Annotated in this window: 25 protein-coding genes and 1 pseudogene; 3 read left to right on the forward strand and 23 right to left on the reverse strand. The window is 34.9% G+C overall.

What is annotated here, in order from left to right; all coding sequences use genetic code 11:
- Positions 1-68 precede the first annotated feature (68 nt).
- From BAU23_RS25850 to BAU23_RS25875, 6 genes are all read right to left on the reverse strand, one after another.
- On the reverse strand, positions 69-635 hold the full coding sequence (locus BAU23_RS25850) for an SGNH/GDSL hydrolase family protein (protein WP_071735451.1): 567 nt from the start codon (positions 633-635) through the stop codon (positions 69-71).
- A gap of 16 nt (positions 636-651) precedes the next feature.
- Entirely contained in the window at positions 652-1,476 is an 825-nt protein-coding gene (locus tag BAU23_RS25855) for an MBL fold metallo-hydrolase (protein ID WP_071735453.1), read from the reverse strand.
- A gap of 29 nt (positions 1,477-1,505) precedes the next feature.
- Positions 1,506-2,063, reverse strand: coding sequence for a DUF7010 family protein (locus BAU23_RS25860; RefSeq protein WP_071735454.1), 558 nt, complete (start codon positions 2,061-2,063; stop codon positions 1,506-1,508).
- 27 nt (positions 2,064-2,090) lie between these two features.
- Positions 2,091-2,939, reverse strand: a complete 849-nt coding sequence (locus tag BAU23_RS25865) for a phosphotransferase family protein (RefSeq protein WP_071735456.1) — start codon at positions 2,937-2,939, stop codon at positions 2,091-2,093.
- Between the two features lie 110 nt (positions 2,940-3,049).
- Positions 3,050-3,550, reverse strand: coding sequence for an NUDIX hydrolase (locus BAU23_RS25870; protein WP_071735458.1), 501 nt, complete (start codon positions 3,548-3,550; stop codon positions 3,050-3,052).
- Between the two features lie 5 nt (positions 3,551-3,555).
- Entirely contained in the window at positions 3,556-4,305 is a 750-nt protein-coding gene (locus tag BAU23_RS25875) for a Nif3-like dinuclear metal center hexameric protein (protein WP_071735460.1), read from the reverse strand.
- Between the two features lie 84 nt (positions 4,306-4,389).
- Between BAU23_RS25875 and BAU23_RS25880 the strand changes: the two genes are divergently transcribed.
- Positions 4,390-4,599 carry a hypothetical protein gene (locus BAU23_RS25880; RefSeq protein WP_071735462.1) on the forward strand — a complete coding sequence of 70 codons (210 nt, stop codon included), beginning with the start codon at positions 4,390-4,392 and terminating at the stop codon, positions 4,597-4,599.
- A gap of 35 nt (positions 4,600-4,634) precedes the next feature.
- On the opposite strand, the gene BAU23_RS25885 is transcribed toward BAU23_RS25880, so the two are convergent.
- The 5 genes and pseudogenes from BAU23_RS25885 to BAU23_RS25905 form a co-directional block, all read right to left on the reverse strand.
- Positions 4,635-5,534 (reverse strand): PhzF family phenazine biosynthesis isomerase, encoded by a 900-nt coding sequence (locus tag BAU23_RS25885; protein WP_000849354.1) that lies wholly within the window; start codon positions 5,532-5,534, stop codon positions 4,635-4,637.
- 99 nt (positions 5,535-5,633) lie between these two features.
- Positions 5,634-6,349, reverse strand: a pseudogene (locus BAU23_RS25890) (SDR family NAD(P)-dependent oxidoreductase).
- Positions 6,346-6,909 (reverse strand): GNAT family N-acetyltransferase, encoded by a 564-nt coding sequence (locus BAU23_RS25895; RefSeq protein WP_000775359.1) that lies wholly within the window; start codon positions 6,907-6,909, stop codon positions 6,346-6,348. The pseudogene BAU23_RS25890 and the gene BAU23_RS25895 overlap by 4 nt, the downstream one beginning before the upstream one ends.
- Positions 6,910-7,053: 144 nt before the next feature.
- Positions 7,054-8,556, reverse strand: coding sequence for a class I adenylate-forming enzyme family protein (locus BAU23_RS25900; protein WP_001259973.1), 1,503 nt, complete (start codon positions 8,554-8,556; stop codon positions 7,054-7,056).
- 133 nt (positions 8,557-8,689) lie between these two features.
- Positions 8,690-9,223: an NAD(P)H-dependent oxidoreductase gene (locus BAU23_RS25905; protein WP_033656777.1), complete on the reverse strand. Its 534-nt coding sequence runs from the start codon at positions 9,221-9,223 to the stop codon at positions 8,690-8,692.
- A gap of 124 nt (positions 9,224-9,347) precedes the next feature.
- Between BAU23_RS25905 and BAU23_RS25910 the strand changes: the two genes are divergently transcribed.
- Complete coding sequence (locus tag BAU23_RS25910; RefSeq protein WP_001072960.1) at positions 9,348-9,671, forward strand: winged helix-turn-helix transcriptional regulator; 324 nt, start codon at positions 9,348-9,350, stop codon at positions 9,669-9,671.
- A gap of 256 nt (positions 9,672-9,927) precedes the next feature.
- Here BAU23_RS25910 and BAU23_RS25915 read toward each other — a convergent pair whose 3' ends face one another.
- The 10 genes from BAU23_RS25915 to BAU23_RS25960 form a co-directional block, all read right to left on the reverse strand.
- Positions 9,928-10,203, reverse strand: coding sequence for an ArsR/SmtB family transcription factor (locus BAU23_RS25915; RefSeq protein WP_000660067.1), 276 nt, complete (start codon positions 10,201-10,203; stop codon positions 9,928-9,930).
- 189 nt (positions 10,204-10,392) lie between these two features.
- Positions 10,393-11,640, reverse strand: a complete 1,248-nt coding sequence (locus tag BAU23_RS25920) for an anti-sigma-I factor RsgI family protein (protein ID WP_071735463.1) — start codon at positions 11,638-11,640, stop codon at positions 10,393-10,395.
- The gene (gene sigI, locus BAU23_RS25925) at positions 11,633-12,355 is read right to left on the reverse strand and encodes an RNA polymerase sigma factor SigI (RefSeq protein ID WP_016130000.1); all 723 of its coding nucleotides are present in this window, start codon (positions 12,353-12,355) and stop codon (positions 11,633-11,635) included. The genes BAU23_RS25920 and sigI overlap by 8 nt, the downstream gene beginning before the upstream one ends.
- A gap of 26 nt (positions 12,356-12,381) precedes the next feature.
- On the reverse strand, positions 12,382-12,639 hold the full coding sequence (locus tag BAU23_RS30355; protein ID WP_165615105.1) for a hypothetical protein: 258 nt from the start codon (positions 12,637-12,639) through the stop codon (positions 12,382-12,384).
- Between the two features lie 305 nt (positions 12,640-12,944).
- Positions 12,945-13,490 carry a hypothetical protein gene (locus tag BAU23_RS25935; RefSeq protein ID WP_001045012.1) on the reverse strand — a complete coding sequence of 182 codons (546 nt, stop codon included), beginning with the start codon at positions 13,488-13,490 and terminating at the stop codon, positions 12,945-12,947.
- A gap of 4 nt (positions 13,491-13,494) precedes the next feature.
- Positions 13,495-14,094 carry a TetR/AcrR family transcriptional regulator gene (locus BAU23_RS25940; protein WP_001124458.1) on the reverse strand — a complete coding sequence of 200 codons (600 nt, stop codon included), beginning with the start codon at positions 14,092-14,094 and terminating at the stop codon, positions 13,495-13,497.
- 297 nt (positions 14,095-14,391) lie between these two features.
- On the reverse strand, positions 14,392-15,024 hold the full coding sequence (locus BAU23_RS25945) for a LysE family translocator (RefSeq protein WP_000253403.1): 633 nt from the start codon (positions 15,022-15,024) through the stop codon (positions 14,392-14,394).
- Positions 15,025-15,220: 196 nt separating this feature from the next.
- On the reverse strand, positions 15,221-15,472 hold the full coding sequence (locus BAU23_RS25950; protein ID WP_071735465.1) for a DUF3963 domain-containing protein: 252 nt from the start codon (positions 15,470-15,472) through the stop codon (positions 15,221-15,223).
- A 165-nt stretch (positions 15,473-15,637) separates the two neighbouring features.
- On the reverse strand, positions 15,638-16,147 hold the full coding sequence (locus BAU23_RS25955; RefSeq protein ID WP_016130003.1) for a hypothetical protein: 510 nt from the start codon (positions 16,145-16,147) through the stop codon (positions 15,638-15,640).
- A complete protein-coding gene (locus BAU23_RS25960; protein WP_000801057.1) occupies positions 16,134-16,613 on the reverse strand; it encodes a GyrI-like domain-containing protein in 480 nt (159 codons plus the stop codon). The genes BAU23_RS25955 and BAU23_RS25960 overlap by 14 nt, the downstream gene beginning before the upstream one ends.
- 110 nt (positions 16,614-16,723) lie before the next feature.
- Here BAU23_RS25960 and BAU23_RS25965 point away from each other — a divergent pair, with 110 nt between their 5' ends.
- The gene (locus tag BAU23_RS25965) at positions 16,724-17,686 is read left to right on the forward strand and encodes a helix-turn-helix transcriptional regulator (protein ID WP_000755031.1); all 963 of its coding nucleotides are present in this window, start codon (positions 16,724-16,726) and stop codon (positions 17,684-17,686) included.
- A gap of 272 nt (positions 17,687-17,958) precedes the next feature.
- Here the strand turns inward: BAU23_RS25965 and BAU23_RS25970 are convergent, their stop codons facing one another.
- Entirely contained in the window at positions 17,959-19,278 is a 1,320-nt protein-coding gene (locus BAU23_RS25970; RefSeq protein WP_001014147.1) for an aromatic amino acid transport family protein, read from the reverse strand.
- Positions 19,279-20,467: 1,189 nt separating this feature from the next.
- The gene (locus BAU23_RS25975; protein ID WP_000955148.1) at positions 20,468-21,430 is read right to left on the reverse strand and encodes a tubby C-terminal domain-like protein; all 963 of its coding nucleotides are present in this window, start codon (positions 21,428-21,430) and stop codon (positions 20,468-20,470) included.
- Positions 21,431-21,452: the final 22 nt, after the last annotated feature.

The following is a 21,452-nucleotide window of genomic DNA, read 5'->3' on the forward strand; positions in this document are numbered from 1 at the left end:
CCTTGCGAAAAGATACTATATTTTACTTATGTGAATACAAAAAAAGCAAAGCGCCCACGCTCTGCTTCCTACAAAATCCCTTTTAACTTTTCACAAATTAACTTCGCTAAATATTCATAACCTTGTGGTCCGAAGTGTAAACCGTCTTTTTCATCATCTTCTACAAATCTCTTATAATCCTTTTCTTGAATCATTTCAGCGTACAAATTTAGAAAATGACTTCCTGTTTCTTTCGCCACTTCCTCAACCACATTTGCATATTGACCGAGTACTTCATTCGTTCTATTATGTTGCCTTGCTTCATCAACTGGTGCAGGACTAATAAGTAATACTTTTTCTGATGAAATCGCACTTACAATTTTCTCTAAATTTTCTTTGTAAGATTGTAATGGCACTGGATCAAATAACACCGAATCATTCGTACCAAAAAAAACTGTTACAAAGTCTGGTTTATGTGTTAATACATCACCTTCAATCCTATGTAATGCATCGAACGTATTATCACCTGGAACACCCGCATTAACCACTTTCCAATTTGGAAACAGCTCTTGCAAACGTGGCGTTAACCTCGGCGTTCCACCAAAAAACGTTTCTTCAGCTGTAATACTATCACCAAAGCATACTAACGTTTTCATTAATTTAGCACTCCTTTTACGTATGAAACAACTTTCCTTCTACCGCTTTCACATATCTTTCCGCAGAACGTTCAACTGCCTCATTTGCATTTTCTTTTACTACTCGGTGAAAGGCGTTATATAGACGATTAAATTGTAACGGTTTCACTCGATTCGCCATTTCTTCCACTTTCCTTGCTGGTAGTGGAATTAAGTTCGGATAGCTGTACATGAAACTCACCCACCGCTCATCCGCTACAACTTGAATAATATCACCTGTTAATAAAATACCTTTCCCATCATTACCTTCTTCCCAATGTAATACAGAACCGCCACTAAAATGCCCTCCGAGACGATGTATAGTAATCCCATCCGCTAATTGTAAAGACTCACCAGACCAATAAATAATACGACTACTTGGACGCATCACCCACTCTTTATCGTCTTCATGTATATAAATTGGTACATCGAATGTTTCTGCCCATTCTACTTGGGTTGAATAATAATGCGGATGCGACAGTGCAATCGCATCTAATCCGCCCCACTCTTTTATCTTCTCAATTGTCGTGTCATCTAAATAAGTAATACAATCCCATAACAAACGATATGACTCTGTTTTTACTACAAATGCCGTTTGACCGATCGCAAATCCTGGTTTTGTCGTAATACTATACAGTCCATTTTCTTCTTCTATAATTTCATTTTTATACGTATCACTCGTTCTCAAGTTTTCTAAAGTTGTCCATGACTGCCCTTTCGGATTAACATATTGTCTCTCCTCATCACAAATAACACAACTTACCGGTTCTTCCACACCCGCTGCATACTGCACTCCACACGTTGTACAAACGAAATTATTCATAGTTATTCCCCTATCCCTTTAATTTTTTATTAAGCTGATATTTGTTGATCGTTTTCTGCTTTTTTATTTTCAAGTGATACGCTTATAAGAGTAATAAAGTAGACAACTGTAACCGCCATCGGAATTACAATAAATCCTTTTTCCGCAAAAAGAATTCCACATACTGACGTTACTAATACAGTTCCTACTGATAAAAAACCATAACTTTTACTTTCATAAATCCATACATATGGTAAAAAATGAACACCTATTAACATCGCTACTACAAAAGGTAACCACTCTGGAAATTGAAAATATGCAAGTAATACAAACAGAATATTCAATACATTTATCCCACCAATTACTCCAGCTAAAGTCCCTAGCGGGTTTCCTTTCGCAAACATGTCAATTTTTAATATAGCAGCTATCATTAAACCGAAAGGAAACACACAGCCCATACCAATTAAATATACCCACACAACTTGCTTTTCTGAAAGAAGAACACCAGTTACGCTCGCTACAATCCAAAATAAAAGACCAGCTATTATAACAGGAAATCCCTTCTTCGTTTTTTGTGCTAAATCTCTTTTTGCTTCTGAAATGTTCATTTCACTATCTCCCCAAAATTATTTGTGCTAAAAAGCTAGCTCAATTTCACCTATCCAATAACGCCAAGCTACTAAGTAATCTTCTAAATCTTTTGGGTGGTGTCTTATACACGTATCTATACGTAAATATAAACCTATGACTATTTCCTCATATAAATCTCGTTCGTTTTTATGAAATACACATTGTTTCATCACATAATCAATCGTTTCTTTTGTTACATCGTCTGGAGTTGAACAGAACGCGTAAATTAAATCATATATAGGATCTCCTAGCACTGGTAATGGATCAATTACTCCATACAGCTCATTCTCTTGGAATATAAAATTATGAAACCCGAAATCACCATGTAATAAAAATGGCTGATTTATTCCAGTCCCTCTATTTGGACTATTCGCTAGTTTAAGAACAATTCTATGCTCTTCCTCACTTATGTAACGTCTTACATTTTCATAAGCTTCCATCACATTTGCCGTTAAAAATTCATTCCAAGATTGAACCAGACTTTCTTTCCACCCCCAGCCATCTGCACCTGGAACAAATTTATACTTATTGATAACTTCTTTTACAAGTGTAATAAGCGTACTTCGTTTATATCCTTGTTCGCACGAAGTACTACCTTCAAGGAAAGAATACACGAAATATGTATGTAAAGGTTCTTTATACAAAAGCTTTGAAAATAACGCATTCCCCTCATAAAAAGAAAGAAAATTAGCTTCTTCACGTATTACTTCCGATCCATTTGACTTCACAACATATTTTCCATCCAACAAATATACAGTACTTGTCGTTCCTCCGCTCAAAACTTTCATGCTATTTGGATAATGTGAAATAACCTTCTCATTAACTAGTTGTTCAGCGATTACTGAAATGTTCATTCACTCACCCTCGTATCTGAAGATTCCCTCAATTCAAAAGACAGCTTCACTATTATTTGACAATCGCAAGAGAATCCCTTCTAACATCTTAATATTGCAGAAATTAATTTTTATTTTATTAAAACGGCTTCCTTCAAGATTTCATCATATAATTCATTCCATTTATAATGATGCGCTGCACTCTCTTCTACTCTAACAAACATCCTTTTATCGGATTCATACTCACCGTCAAACTTATGCACTTCATTAATCTCCATCTGGTAGAACGGCTGATACCCTACTTTTGGATACGGACTATTTTTATTCCAATTTGGATTATCACTATGGTCAACGATAATATATCCAAATAAAGTACATTTTCCTTTTACATAACCTTCTTCCCACGCTTCTCTTTTAAAACATTCTTCTGGTAGTTCCCCTTCTTCTATATGCCCACCAGGAAAGTCCCAACCACGCTGCTCATGGTCTATTAGTAAAATCTTATTATTATTATTATTATGAAAACAAAAACCGTGAACACTCGTAATTCTTTCGTATTCTGGCAATATACAATCTTTTTTCCACGTTAACTTCACTTTTGATTCCCCATAATTTGCATATATAGTTACCATTTCCCTCACTCCAAATGATCTTCATTTAATCTAGTAATTTCTATTGAATTATCTCTTTCTTTTATCTTACGAGCCAAACTTTCTACACCAAACACTTCTGTAAATGTGTGACTACCTACAATTAAGTTAATGCCTTTAAATTTCGCATGTTGCACCGTATATAATGTTTTTTCTCCTGTTATGTACGTATCACAACCTTTTTCTAGTGCACGCTCAATAAGATTTGTATTGTTCCCTGCACCTGTTAAAATCGCAATCCGCTTTACTGGTTTATCATGATTTTTCCAACTCTTCACTTTCTCTTCCATTCTCTCTTCAAGTTTTCCAACTAAGTTTGAAAAGGGAATCGCTTCTTTATATTCTCCTATTCCCGGTAGCTCTTCTTCCTCATACGTGGAGTACTCCAGTATTGTATGTATCTCAATTTCATTAAACAACGACGTACACGTGCCAAACTTTACGAAATCTAATGGCAAATGAATCCAAAAATGATTCATTTCATATTCTTTTAATTTCTCAATACAAGCCTCTTCCATACCGAATAAAAAACTCCACGGCGCATGATGTGTAACTATCATATCGACACCATTTCTATATGCTTCTTCAATTGTCTCTAGCGTCAAATTTGTCGTGTAACCTATTTTGTGAAATTCCTCTTTACTAATGTGAGTGAAGCCATACTCATCATCACCGTATTTATTAAGGTGCTCTTCAAAAAGTGATGTAATATGTTCTTTAAACTGCGTTATATTCATTTTCATTTCTCCTTTCATTTACTTTTATATTTCAAAAATAAGGAAATACTATTTAACGACGTTACATACATATAGGAGGACAATATGAAACCTGAATTTTTAAAAGCTATACATGAAGCGATTGGAAATGTTGAGCATATTCATATAGAAGAAAGTGGTGCAGATAGTTTACTCATTCATCATGATGATGCACAGCAATTAAAACAAGTTGCTGAAACGTTAGAACACAACAATTTCCGCTCTACAATTCGAACAACTGGGGGTGCTTCGTATATTGAAGTGTTGAACAGATAAAGAGAAGTCCCAGCTATGTGCTGGGCTTTATTCTTTTATATTGAAATTTCCAACTCTTTCACATATACCGCTGTTCCCGCAATATCTATTTGCAACTTCTCATTTTCTACATCTTTCGTTACATAAACCGTTACACGACCATCCTTATTTATTTCCTGTCCTTGCTCAACGATTAACTCCAGTTCATGGTCAAAATCTTTCTCCAAATACGTCGCATAATACGCTCCCATTACACCTGATGCTGTTCCTGTCACAGGATCTTCAATCGTTCCAGCATAAGCTGATGAGAAATGACGCCCATGCATTTGCACCTGTTCATCATAAGTTTCTAAACAAACTGGATGGATAGAAGCGTTAGGTATTTCTTTTAATACCGATGGAAACGCCTCATTTTTAGGTTTCATTCTTTCACATGCATCTAGATTTTTAATCGGTACAATTACAGTCCAGTTCCCGGTACTTCCATATACAATCGGTACACTTGCATCTAAATCCGTTACTTCTAAACCGATACTATGAGCTAATTCTTCTTTTGAACCTGTAAAACCTTTAAACTGAGGTACTGCCTGCCTCATTTTAATAAAGGTTTCTCCATTTTCATGTGCACCTATTTGTATTGGTAAAATACCTGCCTTCGTTTCAATCGTAAGGTTTGTTTTTTCTTCTAATAAACCTCTTTCACGCAAGGCATATATAGTGCCAACTGTCCCATGACCACATAAATCCATTTCAAACCCTGGTGTAAAATAGCGCATTCTTATATCTGCTACTTCTGAAGAAAGAACAAAAGATGTTTCGTTAAATCCAACTTTTTCAGCAACACGCTGCATGTCCTCTTCCGTTAATCCATCCGCCTCTAATACAATACCTGCTGGATTGCCCATATTTGGTTTATTCGTAAATGCGTCGTAATGAAATACGTTTATAGTCTTCATTTCTTTATCCCCTAATCTTCTTCTAATTTTCCAATTGTTAATACATACAGCAAACCATTTCATACTCTTCACTAAAATCCAGTAAGATCGTACCGTACTTTACCACTTCAATTCCCCTACACCCGGCTCAATAAACTTCCCTGACACATCCTCATTTGAATCTATTACCCAATCATATATATTTTGTGCTCCTTCAGCAGGAGTCATATTCGCATCAAAAGCACCAATGTCAGTCTTTAACTTCCCAGGGTGAATTGCGGTTACACCAATTCCTTCATTCTCAAACTCCTGTTGTAAGCAGAGCGTTAACATATTCTGTGCATATTCTGTGCAGCTTTTGCGATCCGATATGAATATGAGAACTGCCCTTGTGGAAATTCTTTTCCGGCCATTTTATGTAATGAACCTAAACGAGAGGATACATTTATTATTCTTGGTTGATTCGACTTAGTTAAAGCCACATATGTACCTTTTACAGCTCGAATAATTCCTAAGCAATGAACATTAAATAGTTCCATTAACTCTTCTGAATTTGTACGTAAAATCTCGGTTTTCTTCCCAGTAATTCCAGCGTTATTTATAACTAAATCAATATACTCTGTATATTCCTCCAGCTGGTTCTTAATTTGCTCAGTGCTCTCATCAGTCGATAAATCTGCTAATATAGGAAAACATCTAGAACTAAACATTTTCTTCAATTTCATTACCGAAACCTCAGTTCTAACTAACGGATAAACAACATGTCCATTTTCATGAAATACTTTTACTAACTCTAGCCCTAATCCACGATTTCCACCTGTAATAAGTACCTTCATATATCCATCTCCTTATTTTTATAATAAATAAGAAAATTTGCCCACTTACCATTCCCCATAGAAAATGCCTCTCTCATACATTCAAATGAAAAACCAGCTCTTTCTGCAAGACGAATAGATGGCTCATTATCGATATGTATATGTAATTCAATTCTATGAAATTGAAGGCTATTAAAAAATAACGGCAGCGCAGCTATTACACTTTCTACTCCGTATCCATTTTTCCAATATTGATTATGAATAGAGTAGCCCATCATTGCCCATTGATAGTCCATACGTAAAATTTTTATAAGTTCTAGCTTTCCAATATTGGCGCCATCTTCTTTCTGAAAAATACCTAAAACGTACATTTCATCCCGTCTTGCCGCCTCATCAAATCCTCTTATCCATTCCGTGAACCATTCTTTTGTTGAAGACGACATGTCATGATAGCCATCATCGTATTTATATTGAGATGGTAACCTCTTATTGAATCCATCTAACCAACTTTCATAATCCTCTTTTTGAAATGGACGGATAATAAGCCTCTCTGTCTCTACTTGTAATAGTGGCAGCTTCATTTATATCTCTTCCTTTAATTGTTAATTGAATATTCTTTATTATCTTACACAAAATACAAATTCTAGTAAATTATTATGTTTTTTATAAACAAAAATCCAGTTATGCTTTATACATAACTGGATTCTTTATTATTTAATAACCTTTTATTTTACAAGAAAAACATCCCTTAATTCCCTCTTCAACACTTTCCCTAAAGCGTTTTTCGGTAATTCGTCCATAAATACAACTTCTGGTATTTTATAGCTTGCTAGTTTTTCTTTACAATGCTGAATAATCTCTTCTTCTGTTAAAGACGTTTGAATGTCCTTTACAAGGTAAGCTGTTGGAACCTCCCCCCAAAAGTCATTTGGAACCCCAACTACTGCAACTTCTAAAACGCCATTTATTTCATGAATTACATCTTCTACTTGATCTGGATATACGTTGTCACCACCGCGTACGATAACGTCTTTATATCTTCCCATAATATGTAGAAATCCATCATCATCTATCATACCGGCATCACCCATGTTAAACCAATTATCTTTTACTACCTTCTTTGTTGCCTCTTCATTATTCCAATATCCTTTAAACATGTACGGGCTTTTCACATGAATCTCTCCAACTTCATTTGTTGTTAGCTCATCACCTGTTTCTGGATGAACAATTTTCAGCTCTACATGTTTCAAAGTTTTCCCTACAGAAGACATTTTTTCTTTTCCCATATTTGGATGCCAAGAAGTTACTACCCAACCTTCTGTACTCCCATAACCTTGCACCATATAAATGCCTTTTTCCATATATTTTTGAATGAGTGTTTCTGGCACTTTTGTACCACCACTTTGTGCTACTTTAAAGGCCGAAATGTTGCGCTCTTTTTTATCTAATTCATCAAGCATGTAACTATAAACAGCTGGGAACGCAAGCATCGTAGTAATTTTCTCTTCTTCAATCTTATCCCAAATAAGAGTAGGATTCGAATCAGCTAAAAAGACCATCGTAACGCCATGATAAATACAATTTAAAATAGAAAGCACGCCACTCATATGAAACAATGGGTGCACTGATAAAAAACGTTCACCTGCTGGAATTTCTCTTTGCCCCGCAATTTCAGTAAAATAATGGTGTAAGTTTTTATGACCAATTACACATGCTTTTGCCTGTCCAGTCGTTCCTGAAGTAAATAAGTAAATGGCATCATCATCTTCATGAACTTCCACATTCGGCTCTGTTGTTGGCTGTTCCTTTAATTTTAATTCAAATGAGCCAAATCCTTCTTTTGTCGTCTCAATTACATAAGGAATTTCTTTAACTGCATCAATCTTTAATACAACTTCACTAAATTCATCATCAATAACTAATACTTTTAATCTCGCTTCTTTTACAATCGATTCTAATTCATAAGCAGTAAGCTGATGATTAAGCGGAATAAATACCGCTCCAATTTTTAAGCTTGCCATCATAACGCTTGGAAACGGATGGTTATTTTTGCATAGAATTCCTATACGATCTCCTCTTTTCACACCGGTATATAACAAATAATGTGCAAGCTGATTTACTCGTTCATTATACTGCTGAAACGAATACCTTTTCTCTCCACCGAAAAGCGCTTCCAAATTTGGTGACTGCATTGCTCTTTTTTGTAATAATTGTCGCATCGTTCTCAAGTAAAACTCCCCTTTATATATGTTAGGTTTTTTATTTTACCAGATTAACTATTAATTTACTAAAGATTACACTTAGTGAATATAAAATCAATAAAAATAGCCATCTACTTAACAAGTAAATGGCTATTTCCTCTTATATATTAGTATACTGCTTATTCATCACATATCGTACATACTCAGGTGCACTTTTATTAATCTCTTCATCACTTAGTTTATATTCTGCACCATATAAATAAAATGAAGGTATAAATTTCATGTCTGTATATAAGCACGTAGCTTGAAATGGTTTCGTCAACTCATCCATCATAATTCCGCTATTTTCATAGTCTTTTTCTAATCCACCTATAGAAATAGCTAGACCAAATTCTTTCCCCTTCACTTTATCCCCTTTTGATCCGTACGCAAATCCATATGTTAATACATCGTCAAACCATTTTTTCAATAATGGTGGTGAGCTGTACCAGTAGAGCGGGAATTGAAATATATATCGGTCGTGTTCTACTAACAGCTTTTGCTCTTCTTCAATATTAAACTCCCAATTCGGTGCCACTTTATATAATTCATGCACCGTTATTTCATCCGAATATTTCTCAAGTTCTTCTACCCATCTTTTATTAATTCGAGATTTTTCAATATCAGGATGTGCTACAATTACAAGTGTTCTCATCATTCCCCAGCCCCTTTTTAAATTATTCAATCCTTTACGTATTAGTATGAGTGAGTCACATATAATTGAAAAGTACGTACTTTAAAGTGCTATAGGAACCTTAAAGTACCTTTGGAGGTGTTATATGAATCAAAATGATGACTGCCCAATTGCAACGACACTCGATGTAATCGGCGGAAAATGGAAAGTTCATATTTTATGTGTTTTGGCGGATGGAAAAATGCGAACAAATGAAATCCGACGAGAAATCCCAAATATTACACAAAAAGTTCTCACACAACAACTTCGGCAACTTGAGGCTGATGGGATTATCCATCGTACTGTATATCAAGAAGTACCACCAAAGGTTGAGTACACAATAAGCGAACATGGAAAATCTTTAATGCAAATTATGGATGAACTATTTGAATGGGGAAAAGACCATCAGATCAAAAGATTAAATGACTAAAAGAACCCTATCAACTTTGTTACATCTTCTATGTCAAGAGTTCTTCTGAAATTTTATAATAGGGGTATGTCACATCACTATTAATCTAGCAAAAAATACCCCTAGAATGAAAAAAAGCTTATTTCTCAAAGGAATGAACTGTAGTAAAAGAAAATTACATATTCTTATACATATAGCTCTTATGTAAAATTCTAAAAAGTTATGGGAACGGAATTACTTTCGTATCCTCTTCTTAATTTTGTAGTCTAGTCAGCATTTAGAACAAACTTAATAATATCGCTTTTGTACGATTGTCCGTTACTTCATAAAAAATTTCTAATCCTTTTCGAGTACCTGTAACGATTTTAGCAGCTCTTAGTTTGGATAAATGTTGACTAATTGTACTTTGAGGCATTTGTAATGTTTCATACATTGTTGTTACATTAGTAGGGCCTTTTGTAAGCATTATTTCTACTAAGGATAAACGGACAGGATGCGCCAATACCTTCAATACTTCAGTAATCTCTTCCAACATTTCTTTTTTTTCTTTCATATTTCTTTCTCCCCTTTTATATAAACATTAATGATATCCATATATATAATTCGGACGGATATATGATTTTGTGTCCGTCATTTTAAAAATTTAAATATTAAAAACCCTTTTAGCTTGAAACTAGAGGGGGTTATTACCACGAAATGAATTCCCATCTTCAATATTCTATAGATTCTTCTTTCCATTCCCTTAATGTTGTGTGGCAGAAATGTTTTTCTTCTCCTTTTCAGGCCCGTTATTTCCGCTTATATTTCCTTGCTCAGACCCTCTACCGTTGTTTTCTTGCTGATGTCCATTATTTCCTTGAGACTCTCTACCGTTATTCTCTTGCTGATGTCCATTATTCCCTTGAGATCCTCTACCATTATTCTCCTGCTGATGTCCATTATTTCCTTGAGACTCTCTACCGTTATTCTCCTGCTGATGTCCATTATTTTCTTTTTGAGGTCCTCTACCGTTGTTCTCTTGTTGATGTCCATTATTTTCTTGCTGAGATCCTCTACCATTATTCTCTTGTTGATGTCCATTATTTTCTTTTTGAGGTCCTCTACCGTTATTTCCTTGCTGATGTCCATTATTTTCTTTTTGAGGTCCTCTACCGTTGTTTTCTTGTTGGTGTCCATTATTTTCTTTTATTTGCTTCGGTTGCTGTTCCTTGGATTGCTTTTGTTCTATATGCCCCTGCTTCTCGTATCTTTCTTCTTTTGCAGGAGACGAATCCGATGATACATCAGGAGATGACTTTGGTTGCTCTTGATTAGACGGCGGTACAGGAGGAGTAAGCGATTTCTGCTTCTCATTCTCTTGTTTTATATAAACACCTGTGCCAACTCCTGCTTTCTTAGCATTCTCCCGTATTTGCATCGTACTGCTTTGATATTCGACTGTAATATGTTTTATCTCATACTCTTTCCTCAATTCCTGCATAGCCTTTTCCAACTGTGGTTCTAGCGACTTGTCCTTTGTAACAGCTGTTAGCATAACTTGCTTATCATTCGTTAAGTACTTATCCTCTTGACTCTGCTTTATAATAGTGCGTATCACATCTTGCAGATGCTTATTTTCCCACCCTTTCATTTCTTTTAAAATACGCCTTCCGTCATCATTACAAGCCCTCAAATCTATAACACGAAGATCTTCCGTTACGCTCGCCTCTAAACTTGGATTTATATCAACTGAGACATAAGCAAACACTTTTTCTTCTGGTTGATTGTAGAAAAACAGCAATACGCATAGAAAACCAGCAACAATTACTGTTGTAGGCTTTAAGAAAGGTGGCATTGAAAAACGCGGTGCTCTTTGTTCTTGTTCGTTAAACGAGATTTCCTCTCCAATCATGTAAGAGTGTACTTTTCTTTTAAACGTAATAAACTCTCCATTTGGAGTTAAAACAACTACGTTATGTTTTTTTATATCCATCACAATTCCTTTATTCATCATGCTTCTCCCCTCTAATATAATCCAGAATATATGTATAGTTGTTTGCAAAGATAATACACATCGCAATAATGTATTTTCTATGTCGCTCCAACGTTTTACGACTTACCCTAACACGTGGTTCAATATGTTTAAGGGGTAACTTTTTCTTTCGGAACAGCTCTTCCATCATTTTCTCGTCTTTTATAATAATCTTTACAATTTCTATTAAGTGCTCACGCGTATCACGATGTTTAGGAGATTCCTTAGCAAGCTCTGAAAATGTGATTTTAAACTCAGCTAGTACACTTTGAAAATGAAGAATTTCCTCCTTACGGTTACTATTTTCTATCTCTTTCATATACTCCGTAAGCGACACTTGCATTTCTAACATTTCCTCTTGCTTATCTTCTTTTAAAAAGACAAGGTTATGTTTAGACTCCTTGCGTATATAGTCAATTACATCTCTTTTTATAAGAAGATCAGCAAACGCTAGAAAAGATTTTCCTTTTTTATATGAATACTGTTCAATTGCTTCGTTAAATGCAAATAATCCAATGCTATATTCATCATCCTGCTCTGTAATATATCGGCGGCAGACAGACGATATTGATTTTCTAATAAACGGCTGATACTGTACGATAAAAGCTTCCTTATCTCCACCGTTGTTTTGTATGTTAAATACGATATCTTCTATTTTCGTTTTTTTTAAGATTTTCATTACTAAACTCAACACTAGTAATCTCCCTGCCTCCTTCTGCTTCAAATTGCAAAATGGTCACTAAACAAGTGACCATTTAACCACATTTTCTTAGTACTTTTCTTTGGGCTTGTCTTCTTGCTGTTGCTCATATTTTTCGAGACCGACTTTTTTATATGACTATTTTTTCCACTTGTACCAAAGTGAAGTCTGTATGTTGTACTGCTTCTTTTGCAATACCACTTGCTCTTTTCTATTTTAGCTGCAATCTTTGAATAACTCTTCGCTATATTTTTGGTAATTTTAGCTTTTTCTTTCATTTGTTTTCTTCTACTTATATATATTCGAAGGAATAAATGATTTTATGGGGGTTAAAAAAATATTTTTTCAAAAATAAAACCATCAATTTGAAAAAAGATTGTTCAAATTGATGGTTTTATTGTTATATATTATTTTTTTATAACCAAGGTTAATCATTTCTTTAATTTATTATCGCTATTAGACTAAAATTCCATAGTACCCCCAGAACGAAATGTTGTACTAACTTGTAACAAAACAGCTTATTTTGGATTATTAGTTTTTCTTGACTTGCTGGCAATTGCCCATATAACAACAATTAGTTACATTAATATTTTATTCGTTGTTTTATTTCTTTAAAACGATCATGTATTAATTTCTTGATATCCGGGTGATCCTTATATAAGGTAACGGTATACATGATGGAAGATGCAAGAATAGTAGACCATATTAACCAATCTCCAGCATGAGAAAGAACTTGAATTATTTCACTCGTAAACTGTTCCTGTCCCGCATGAAATGTCGATATGAGCGAGTTAAGATTGAACAACAATAAAATAACAATCCTGCCCAAAAGCATAATAATCCATCCGATAATATACGTATAGCCTCCAACACTACATAATTGATTATTATGATGAAAAACTTTCACCCTCTTAGCTTGCCAATAACCAACTATCGCTCCTAATATAAGCAAGCTAATTAATTCAATTGTAATAATATAGTCCAATCTATTTGGGAGACCCATATAAGTTCTAATTATAGCCATGATTGGTATACCAAGAAGATCGAAGCTATCTACTTTCTTCGGGATAAGCTGCCTAATAATCAATACAATAACGACTACAAGAATAATAATGAAAACTTTATTCATGCGATTAATCCCTCTTTTTTTCTTTTAAATAATACTCAATAAGTTGATTTACTTTTTCTTCTGGATATGATTCTGGTGTTTGAAGGACATGAATTACTAGCCCATCAATAAATCCGTACAGTATCTCTAATTCAAATTCTCTATTGTGACCTGGTGTGACGTATCCGAGATCCCTCATTAAATCTAGAATTATTCCCATAAGATACCTCGTATGGTCATCCATTTTCTTCCGAAGTTCAATAAGTTCTGGGGAACTAAAGGATATACCCAGAAATGTAATCCAAACCTTCCCTTCCAACATTTCTTCTTTATTAAAAGGAATAATAAATTTCATTAATCTTCTAAGTGCTTCTTCTTTCGTTCCCTTAAATTCACTTGTACGAGTGTTTGCCCGTTCTTCCATTCGATTCAATACTAAATTCATTGCATAATGAATTAATTCATTTTTAGACGAAAAATGATGCTGAACAAGTCCAACCGAAATGTTTGCTTCGTCAGCGATTTGCTGTATAGAAGCTTTATCAATACCTTTTTCTAATATTACACGCCAAGTAGCAGTGGCTATCTGATTCTTCCTTTGTATTTGATCAACTATTTTAGGCACTCATATCCTCCTCCTTTTTTATAATATGATCATATTATAAAAAAAGTACCTAAAATAATATGACCATATTATTTTAGGTTTCACATTGCTATCAAGCCAACAAAACAAAATTCCCCTAAAATAAAAAAATACGGTATTCCTACCGTATCCTCTAAAAAAAGAAACAGCATATACTAGCATTTTTGACAAAACGTTAGGTAAAAGTAAGAACATACAGTAGCTGGCTTTATTTTTAATATCCTTCTTATTCCCCTTACAATCGTTTCAAAAAGATAGTAAATTTTTTCAAGAAGGCTCTTACTGTCGACGTTCAAAAGCAAGACGTACAGCAAGACCTGTCAAAACGCTTGCCATAAGCCAACGCTGCACCCGCAGCCACGTTGGACGTGTGCCAAACCATTTGGCAACTCTACTTGCTGTAAATACAATTAGGAGGTTGACTATAAAGCTAACCGTTATTTGCGTAAAGCCCAGAACTGCACCTTGTAGAAGCAACGATCCTTTCTCAGGATCTTCAAATTGAGGTAGAAGTGACACATACAAAATAGCAATCTTAGGATTCAGAAGATTCGTCATAAGTCCCATTAGAAATAATTTCCGCGGCGGCTCAATAGCAATAGTACGAGGTTCCATAATAGATGTAGCACCAGGCTTAATCGAACTCCATGCGAGCCAGAGCAAGTAAGCGGCACCTGCCCACTTAACTGCTTCATAGAGAGACGGAACAGCAAGGAAAAGAGCTGTAAGCCCGAACATCGTTGCGATTATATAGATTATGAAGCCAAGCATGATACCCAAAAGAGAAATGAATCCTGCCATACGCCCCTGCGTAATCGAGCGAGAAATGAGATAAATCATGTTAGGCCCAGGTGAACAAACCATGCTAAGTGAAACAATTGCAAAAGCTAGCACAGTACTAAAGCTGACCATGAATCTTCCCCCTTTATCTTACATAAATTTCTTATCGTCCATTTTATCATGATTGAGGAGAAAAAAGATTAATGTATGCCTATTCATATAAGGTTAACATAGCGTATTATTATCGGGATTCACTGTAAGTAGTAACTTTAATATCACTATGGATAGGTTACTTTTAAAGCCTTGTGATCACGAAAGTCCCCTAGTTTTAAAAAATGGAGGACTTTTCATAGTCTTCTAAATACAGGACAAGAAGAAATATGATATTTCGAATCCACTTTTGTATATCATCAAAATACCGTTCTATAAATGCAACGTTGATATAAAACATGAGAAATACAACAAAGAAGGCAAAGTCACCAAATTTATCATTCAATTTTTCATTAGTAAATGTGCTTACATGAAGGAATAGTAAAGCAAAAGTTACTAAGAATAACTCAAATAACCTTTTTTTGCTCACGCCACCACCACCCTACAGTAATTTCCTTTCGTTTGATTTTATCAGAACGTAGTGTGTAGTAGACTACGCTTGTTATACTCATGTAAAAAAAGGCTAACAATTCAAGATCGTTAGCCCTACTTTCCATATTCGTGCCTTTTAAAATACATTAAAAGACTAAGTTCTTCAACTTACACTATATTCTCCTTTTATTACAAAAAACGAACCTCGAATTGTTCCAGCAAGTTTAGACTTTTGCCTAGCAAATTTAAACTTATCTTCTAACTCCTTTGGTATCTCCATTCCTTCAGAAAGCTTAAATCCAACGGCCCGCTTTTTCGGGTTATCCAACGTATACATGACGTTGACTGCAAGACCATCCTCATAAAAGACATAGGCAAATTTAATATTTTCCACTTGAAAACACGATGTTTCTAAAGGTTTGGCCGCAAACTCAATATCACGTTCTTCTTTCAAAATACGATTCACATAATCAAGAGTCTCCCCGCTTTCATTAGCTGGTACAACTGTAAATTCATGTTTGTATTTGTTCATAAAGTAACGTGCTTCATGGGCACGTAAACCAGCAAGTGCTTCTGCTACAGGTGAAGACTCTAAGCCAGCTATAGTTACATTTTTAAAATCAACGATACCGGACAATTCCACCCCTCCTTTAATCTCTTTACTTCCTAACAACTGGAATCCACATTTCACCAAATACTAAACCGTTTTGCTGCCCCATCTCAACCGTTGTATTTGGTCCACCAACATAGGCAAAATCATTTACTTCTGGTAAGACTTGACCAAAAGCAATGCCAGTAAGCTTATTACTTAGCTCCTCAGCCGTCTTACCTTCCCCTTTAACTACTAAATATTTCCCCCTAGGAAACTGGATAACTCTAGATTCTTCTTGTATCGTTTCCTCTGTCATGACACCAGCATAATACATCATCTTGTTATTCACCGCTTCACTCACAGAAAAAATGTAATCATTTGTGGCTAAAGCTTTTAAAGTGTCCAGCCTTCCATCTTCTTTAACAGCTGACCAAAAGTCTTCCTTTTCTTTATTTATTCCAGCAAAGTCTGTGTATTCACTCTTAATTTCAGTTCCAATACCTAACACGATAAAGCTATCTTTTTCTTCTAGCGTATAATTTTTCATATTCAAAACCTTCCTCACTTTTAAATTAATCAAGTAATTTATCTTTTCTCTTGATGAGTTTATAATAACCTTAAATCATGTCAAAAAATGATACTGTTTAGGAGACCAACATGAAAAAAGTTGAACGGATTAATACCATCATGCGGTATATCAATAACCGCTCTCACTTTACAATTTCTGAAATCATACGAGAATTTAACATCTCACGATCGACAGCTATTAGAGACATTAGAGAGATTGAAGCCATGGGGATGCCACTTGTCGCTGAAGTTGGAAGAGATGGGGGATATTCTGTTATGCATAACTCTATTCTGCCCGTTGTTCGCTTTACTGATAACGAGGTCAAAGCTCTTTTTATTGCCTTTATGGCCACAAGAAATCAACAACTTCCCTATCTAAAGAGTCGTCAGTCTTTAGCTGAAAAACTACTAGGACTCATCTCAGAAATCCAGCAGGATGACCTTGTTCTTTTAAATCAACTCTTACTTTTTGAAGGGACTAATCCCCACAATCCCGACTTACTCGAGCTTTCTGACCTCCCACATCCTATGTTAGAAAAACTCATCCAAATCCTTCTTTTGGATAGCCATTTATTGATTACCCTAAAAGAAGAGGCGGAAATCAAGTCTTATCCAATTTATCTACTGCACCTTTATCAAGAAAAAAGCCATTGGATAATTGAAGGCTTTGACGTAAAAGAAGAAAAGAAGAAGATGTTTCCTGTCGATCATCTCATCAATGTCGAACCCTATACGACAAAAAAGAAATTAAGTAAGAAAAAGGTTTTAGAAAAACTCAGTAAGAAAGACGAAGCAATCAACCTTGTACTTGAACTCGGTCCAAAAGCAATTGCCCAGTTCAAAAAATATCATCCTTTAAAAGTTTCAATTTCCTATACAAACCCTTACCAATCCACAGCCATTCTAAAAACTTTTATCAATGTTAACAATCTCGATGAATTAACAGAGATAACAAATTGGCTACTTTTCCTAGGTAAGGATATCAAAATGAAGGCAATGCCTGAAGAAGTGTTACAAGGCTTAAAAGAGAGATTATGCTTATACTGCCCATAAGCGGTGACCAGTTACACCCCCAATAATATTGAGGTGTAATAGATGACAGTTACCTCGATTTTCAAGCATATAGAGAAAATATTTTATTTACTATCGCTGCTCTTCTAGGAATAAAGCCAACACAAAAAAAGACATGAACTAATCTTCGTTCATGTCTTTTTATATTAGAGTTTAATTTCCGTTAAAATTCGAGTGTGGATTTGTCTTATCCATAAGATTTTTCATTCTTTTTTCATATTTCACTATTTTGAACTAAAACCAACAATAGTGAATTAGAATAATGACTTAATACTTGCTAAGACAGTAAGTATACCTACAACAATGACAAATACATTGCTCATTTTCCCTCTGTATTTAGCTAGTACTGGTACTTTACGGATCGCATACATCGGTAATAGACACAAGATAGCAGCAACTAACGGTCCGCTAAGGGCATCAATGATTCCAAGAATACTTGGATTTGCATAAGCAACATACCAGCATGTTAATACGACAAAAGTAAGGATCACTGTTTTAATTGTTTTTTCTTCTATATTTTTTCCGCGTGTTTTACCAAACTTCATAATCACGTCACGCATTACCTCATATGCTCCTATATAATGGCCAAGGAAGGACTTAGTTATAGCCACAAAAGCAATGATAGGAGCTGCAATAGTGATTACTGGTGAATTCAGCTCATTAGCTAGATACGATAGAATTGATAAGTTTTGTTCTTTAGCCATCATAAGATCTTTTGGAGTTAAACTCAGTGCACTACTCCAAACAAAGAACATAACTACTACGAAAGTCATGATATAACAAACTTTTTGTATTTGAGCACATTTGGCATCAGTAGCTTCTATTCCATAGGTAGCTCTCTGCTTTATAACAAATGACGAAATAAGAGGAGAATGATTAAATGAAAATACTATGATTGGTAGTATCATCAAGATCACTCCAAAATACCCTGTTCCTGTTGAAGCAGTAGTAGCACTTGAAAAACTAAGCATTGACGTATTCCACTGTGGGATTAAAGATATTGAAATAAAAAGTAAAGAAGCAATAAACGGATATACTAGCATGCTCATTATCTTTACAATGATATCTTGACCAAAATTTAGTATAGCGATAAGACCGAGTACTAATACAAGCGATAAAATGGCCCTTGGAGGCTCCTGCATGTGCAATTGATGCACGATAAAACTACTTGCAGTATTTGTAAGTGCAACCGAATACATTAGCACGATCGTATAAATTGAAACGAAATATACTATGTTAAAAATTATACTTGCCTTATTTCCGAAATACTCTCTTATTGTACCTGTAATCCCCTCATCAGCAGAATTAGAAGCGTATATCATTTTAGCAAGTGCCCTATGTGAATAATACATAACAGGAAATGCAAGTATAGTGATTAACAGTAATGATAATAAACCACCTGAACCTGCATTAATAGGTAAAAAGAGTACTCCTGCTCCAATTGCTGTTCCAAAAAGGCTCAATGCCCAGGTAGTATCTTGTTTATGCCATTTTTTAGGATCTAGATAGTTCTCATTTTTCACTGCAGTATTTTCAGCTTGAAATTCTATTTTTTTTGCAGTATTCCCATTCATATAATAAATCCCCCTTGTATCCTATTCTTATGTCTCTTTTTAGGCTTAAGAATATAGACCATTCTTAAAAAATGAATCACTTACTAGATGCGTCACATTGTAAACGATTCCACCTAAACCTGTTGCAAGGCATTTATCCTCCAACCCTATACTTCGTCAACATTGATGATATTGTGTACACCAGCTAATACGATGTCCGCTGCTACTAAACTCTCTTGAAGAAATTCTCCTTCTGGTCACACACCCTTCTGTAATTAATCGTTTCAGTCTGTCCAACTTTAAAATGTTTGATATTTTCTCCGTAGGTAATCGGTTACCTCTCGACGCCCTCATTATAACGTTTATATTTGCGAGTCTAATATTTTTTTATTTTTAGAAAGACTGAATAAACAGAATAATGAATAGATAATAAATCACAATTGGTATGTAGCGATTGTGTCCATTGTTTGAAGCTGTATTAGTTAGTAAAAAGGGGAAAATAATACAGATATCATTTTTGTTATCACGTTGATTATATTGGGAACTCATTATAAAGATAGTTATATTCCCCTTTGCTGAAATATCTTATTTTGGACGTAAAAACTGTTATAATAAATAATCATTGTAGATATAAAGGAATAAATTAAGAAAACATAAAATCACAAAACTGAATATTTATCACTAATTTCGAATCAATATACATTTTTCAGAAAAAAAGAACTTCTTTACAGAGGAGCCACCACATCTTCTATAATGATTGACATGTTACGCCTTTTAAGAGAATAACACCATAAGTTTCCATTTACCATATGTAATATTTATTAAGTGTAGTTTTTTCTAAATATGCATAATTGCATATTTAGAAAAAGATAGTATACTTTCGTATTTTGTAAACGGGTTTATGCTGTTCAGAACTTTGCAACAGACCCGATTGTTGAACAAAGAAATACACTACAAAATAGATCTTCTGATTAAAGTTTTTACAAATTATCAATCTTTATTCTTAATGATCAGACTGATTTATAAATTATCGAACCTTATTTTAAACCCACAGTAGTTGGAGGAAGTTTGACGCTAACAGATGATACACCTCCTGAAATATCAGAAAGATAAAAAGAACCGGCATCCTTCCCATGAAGAATACCGGTACTTCTCATTTATCCCGCTATTTGTGGGCAGTAAAACTCCCATTGATTAAAGTTTCACTTTATCACCCATACAAAATCGCATGAAATACGCCTAACAGTAAGTATTGATCTTGTATATAACCCTCATCATATACATTCATCTCGATGTAATACATATCTTCCTCAAGACGAATATTCCAATCTGCGATTACATAGCCCTTTCGTAATAGCTTTCCAAGCCCAAGTGAAGTTTTGTGAACAACATATTCTTCTGTCTTATATGTAAAGGTAAATAAGAAATTTGCATCCAATAACTTTCCGTCACATACAATTACTTCATGCTCTGCATCATTATTATCGATGTACGTTACTAAAATCTTTCTTTGACGCTGCCTACTTATATCCTTTGCAATAACGCGAATATTGTCCTTACTATCCTTTATTTCATAAATGATATTACTACCAACTTTCGGAATGAAGTCTAGCACTTTCATCAGCGCATTTTTATAATACCCCCGTACTACGCCTACTTGCTCGCTTTCATTGTAAACCTCTATCGACGTCGTGTCCGCTTTACTATCACACAGTCGTTTGTAAGAAAGCTGCATCATTCGCTCTCCTCTTAAATACTGATCAAACGTCACAGGATATTCTATCGCGCGGAGTTCCTTATTGAGCCCATACAAATAGCGTTGAACGCTCTCTACTAATGTTGTAGTAGATATACACTCCTGAAGTTCTAATTGTTGCCAACTGGAAGAAACCCTCCACTGATTGTCCTCTTCATAGAAGAAACCAAGAATTACGTCAGCACGGTCACTCGTTTCATAATTCATATGTACGTTCTGTCCGTGTTGAATTTGTTCCATCCACTGTCCTAAATAAATGCCCAGCTCTGCGACCTTCATGCATGACTTTTGAAAAAATACTCTGTCACCCACACAAATCGTTAAATCCCCTTCGATAAAGCCATTTGCATAAGCAACATACCGTGGCTCATCCTTCTGTGGAATATCCTTGTCTATTTCAAACGAAAACGTTAACATCCTTTACTCACCTCTAGTTGTT

The organism is Bacillus nitratireducens (assembly GCF_001884135.1).
GTDB classification, from domain to species: Bacteria; Bacillota; Bacilli; order Bacillales; family Bacillaceae_G; genus Bacillus_A; species Bacillus_A nitratireducens.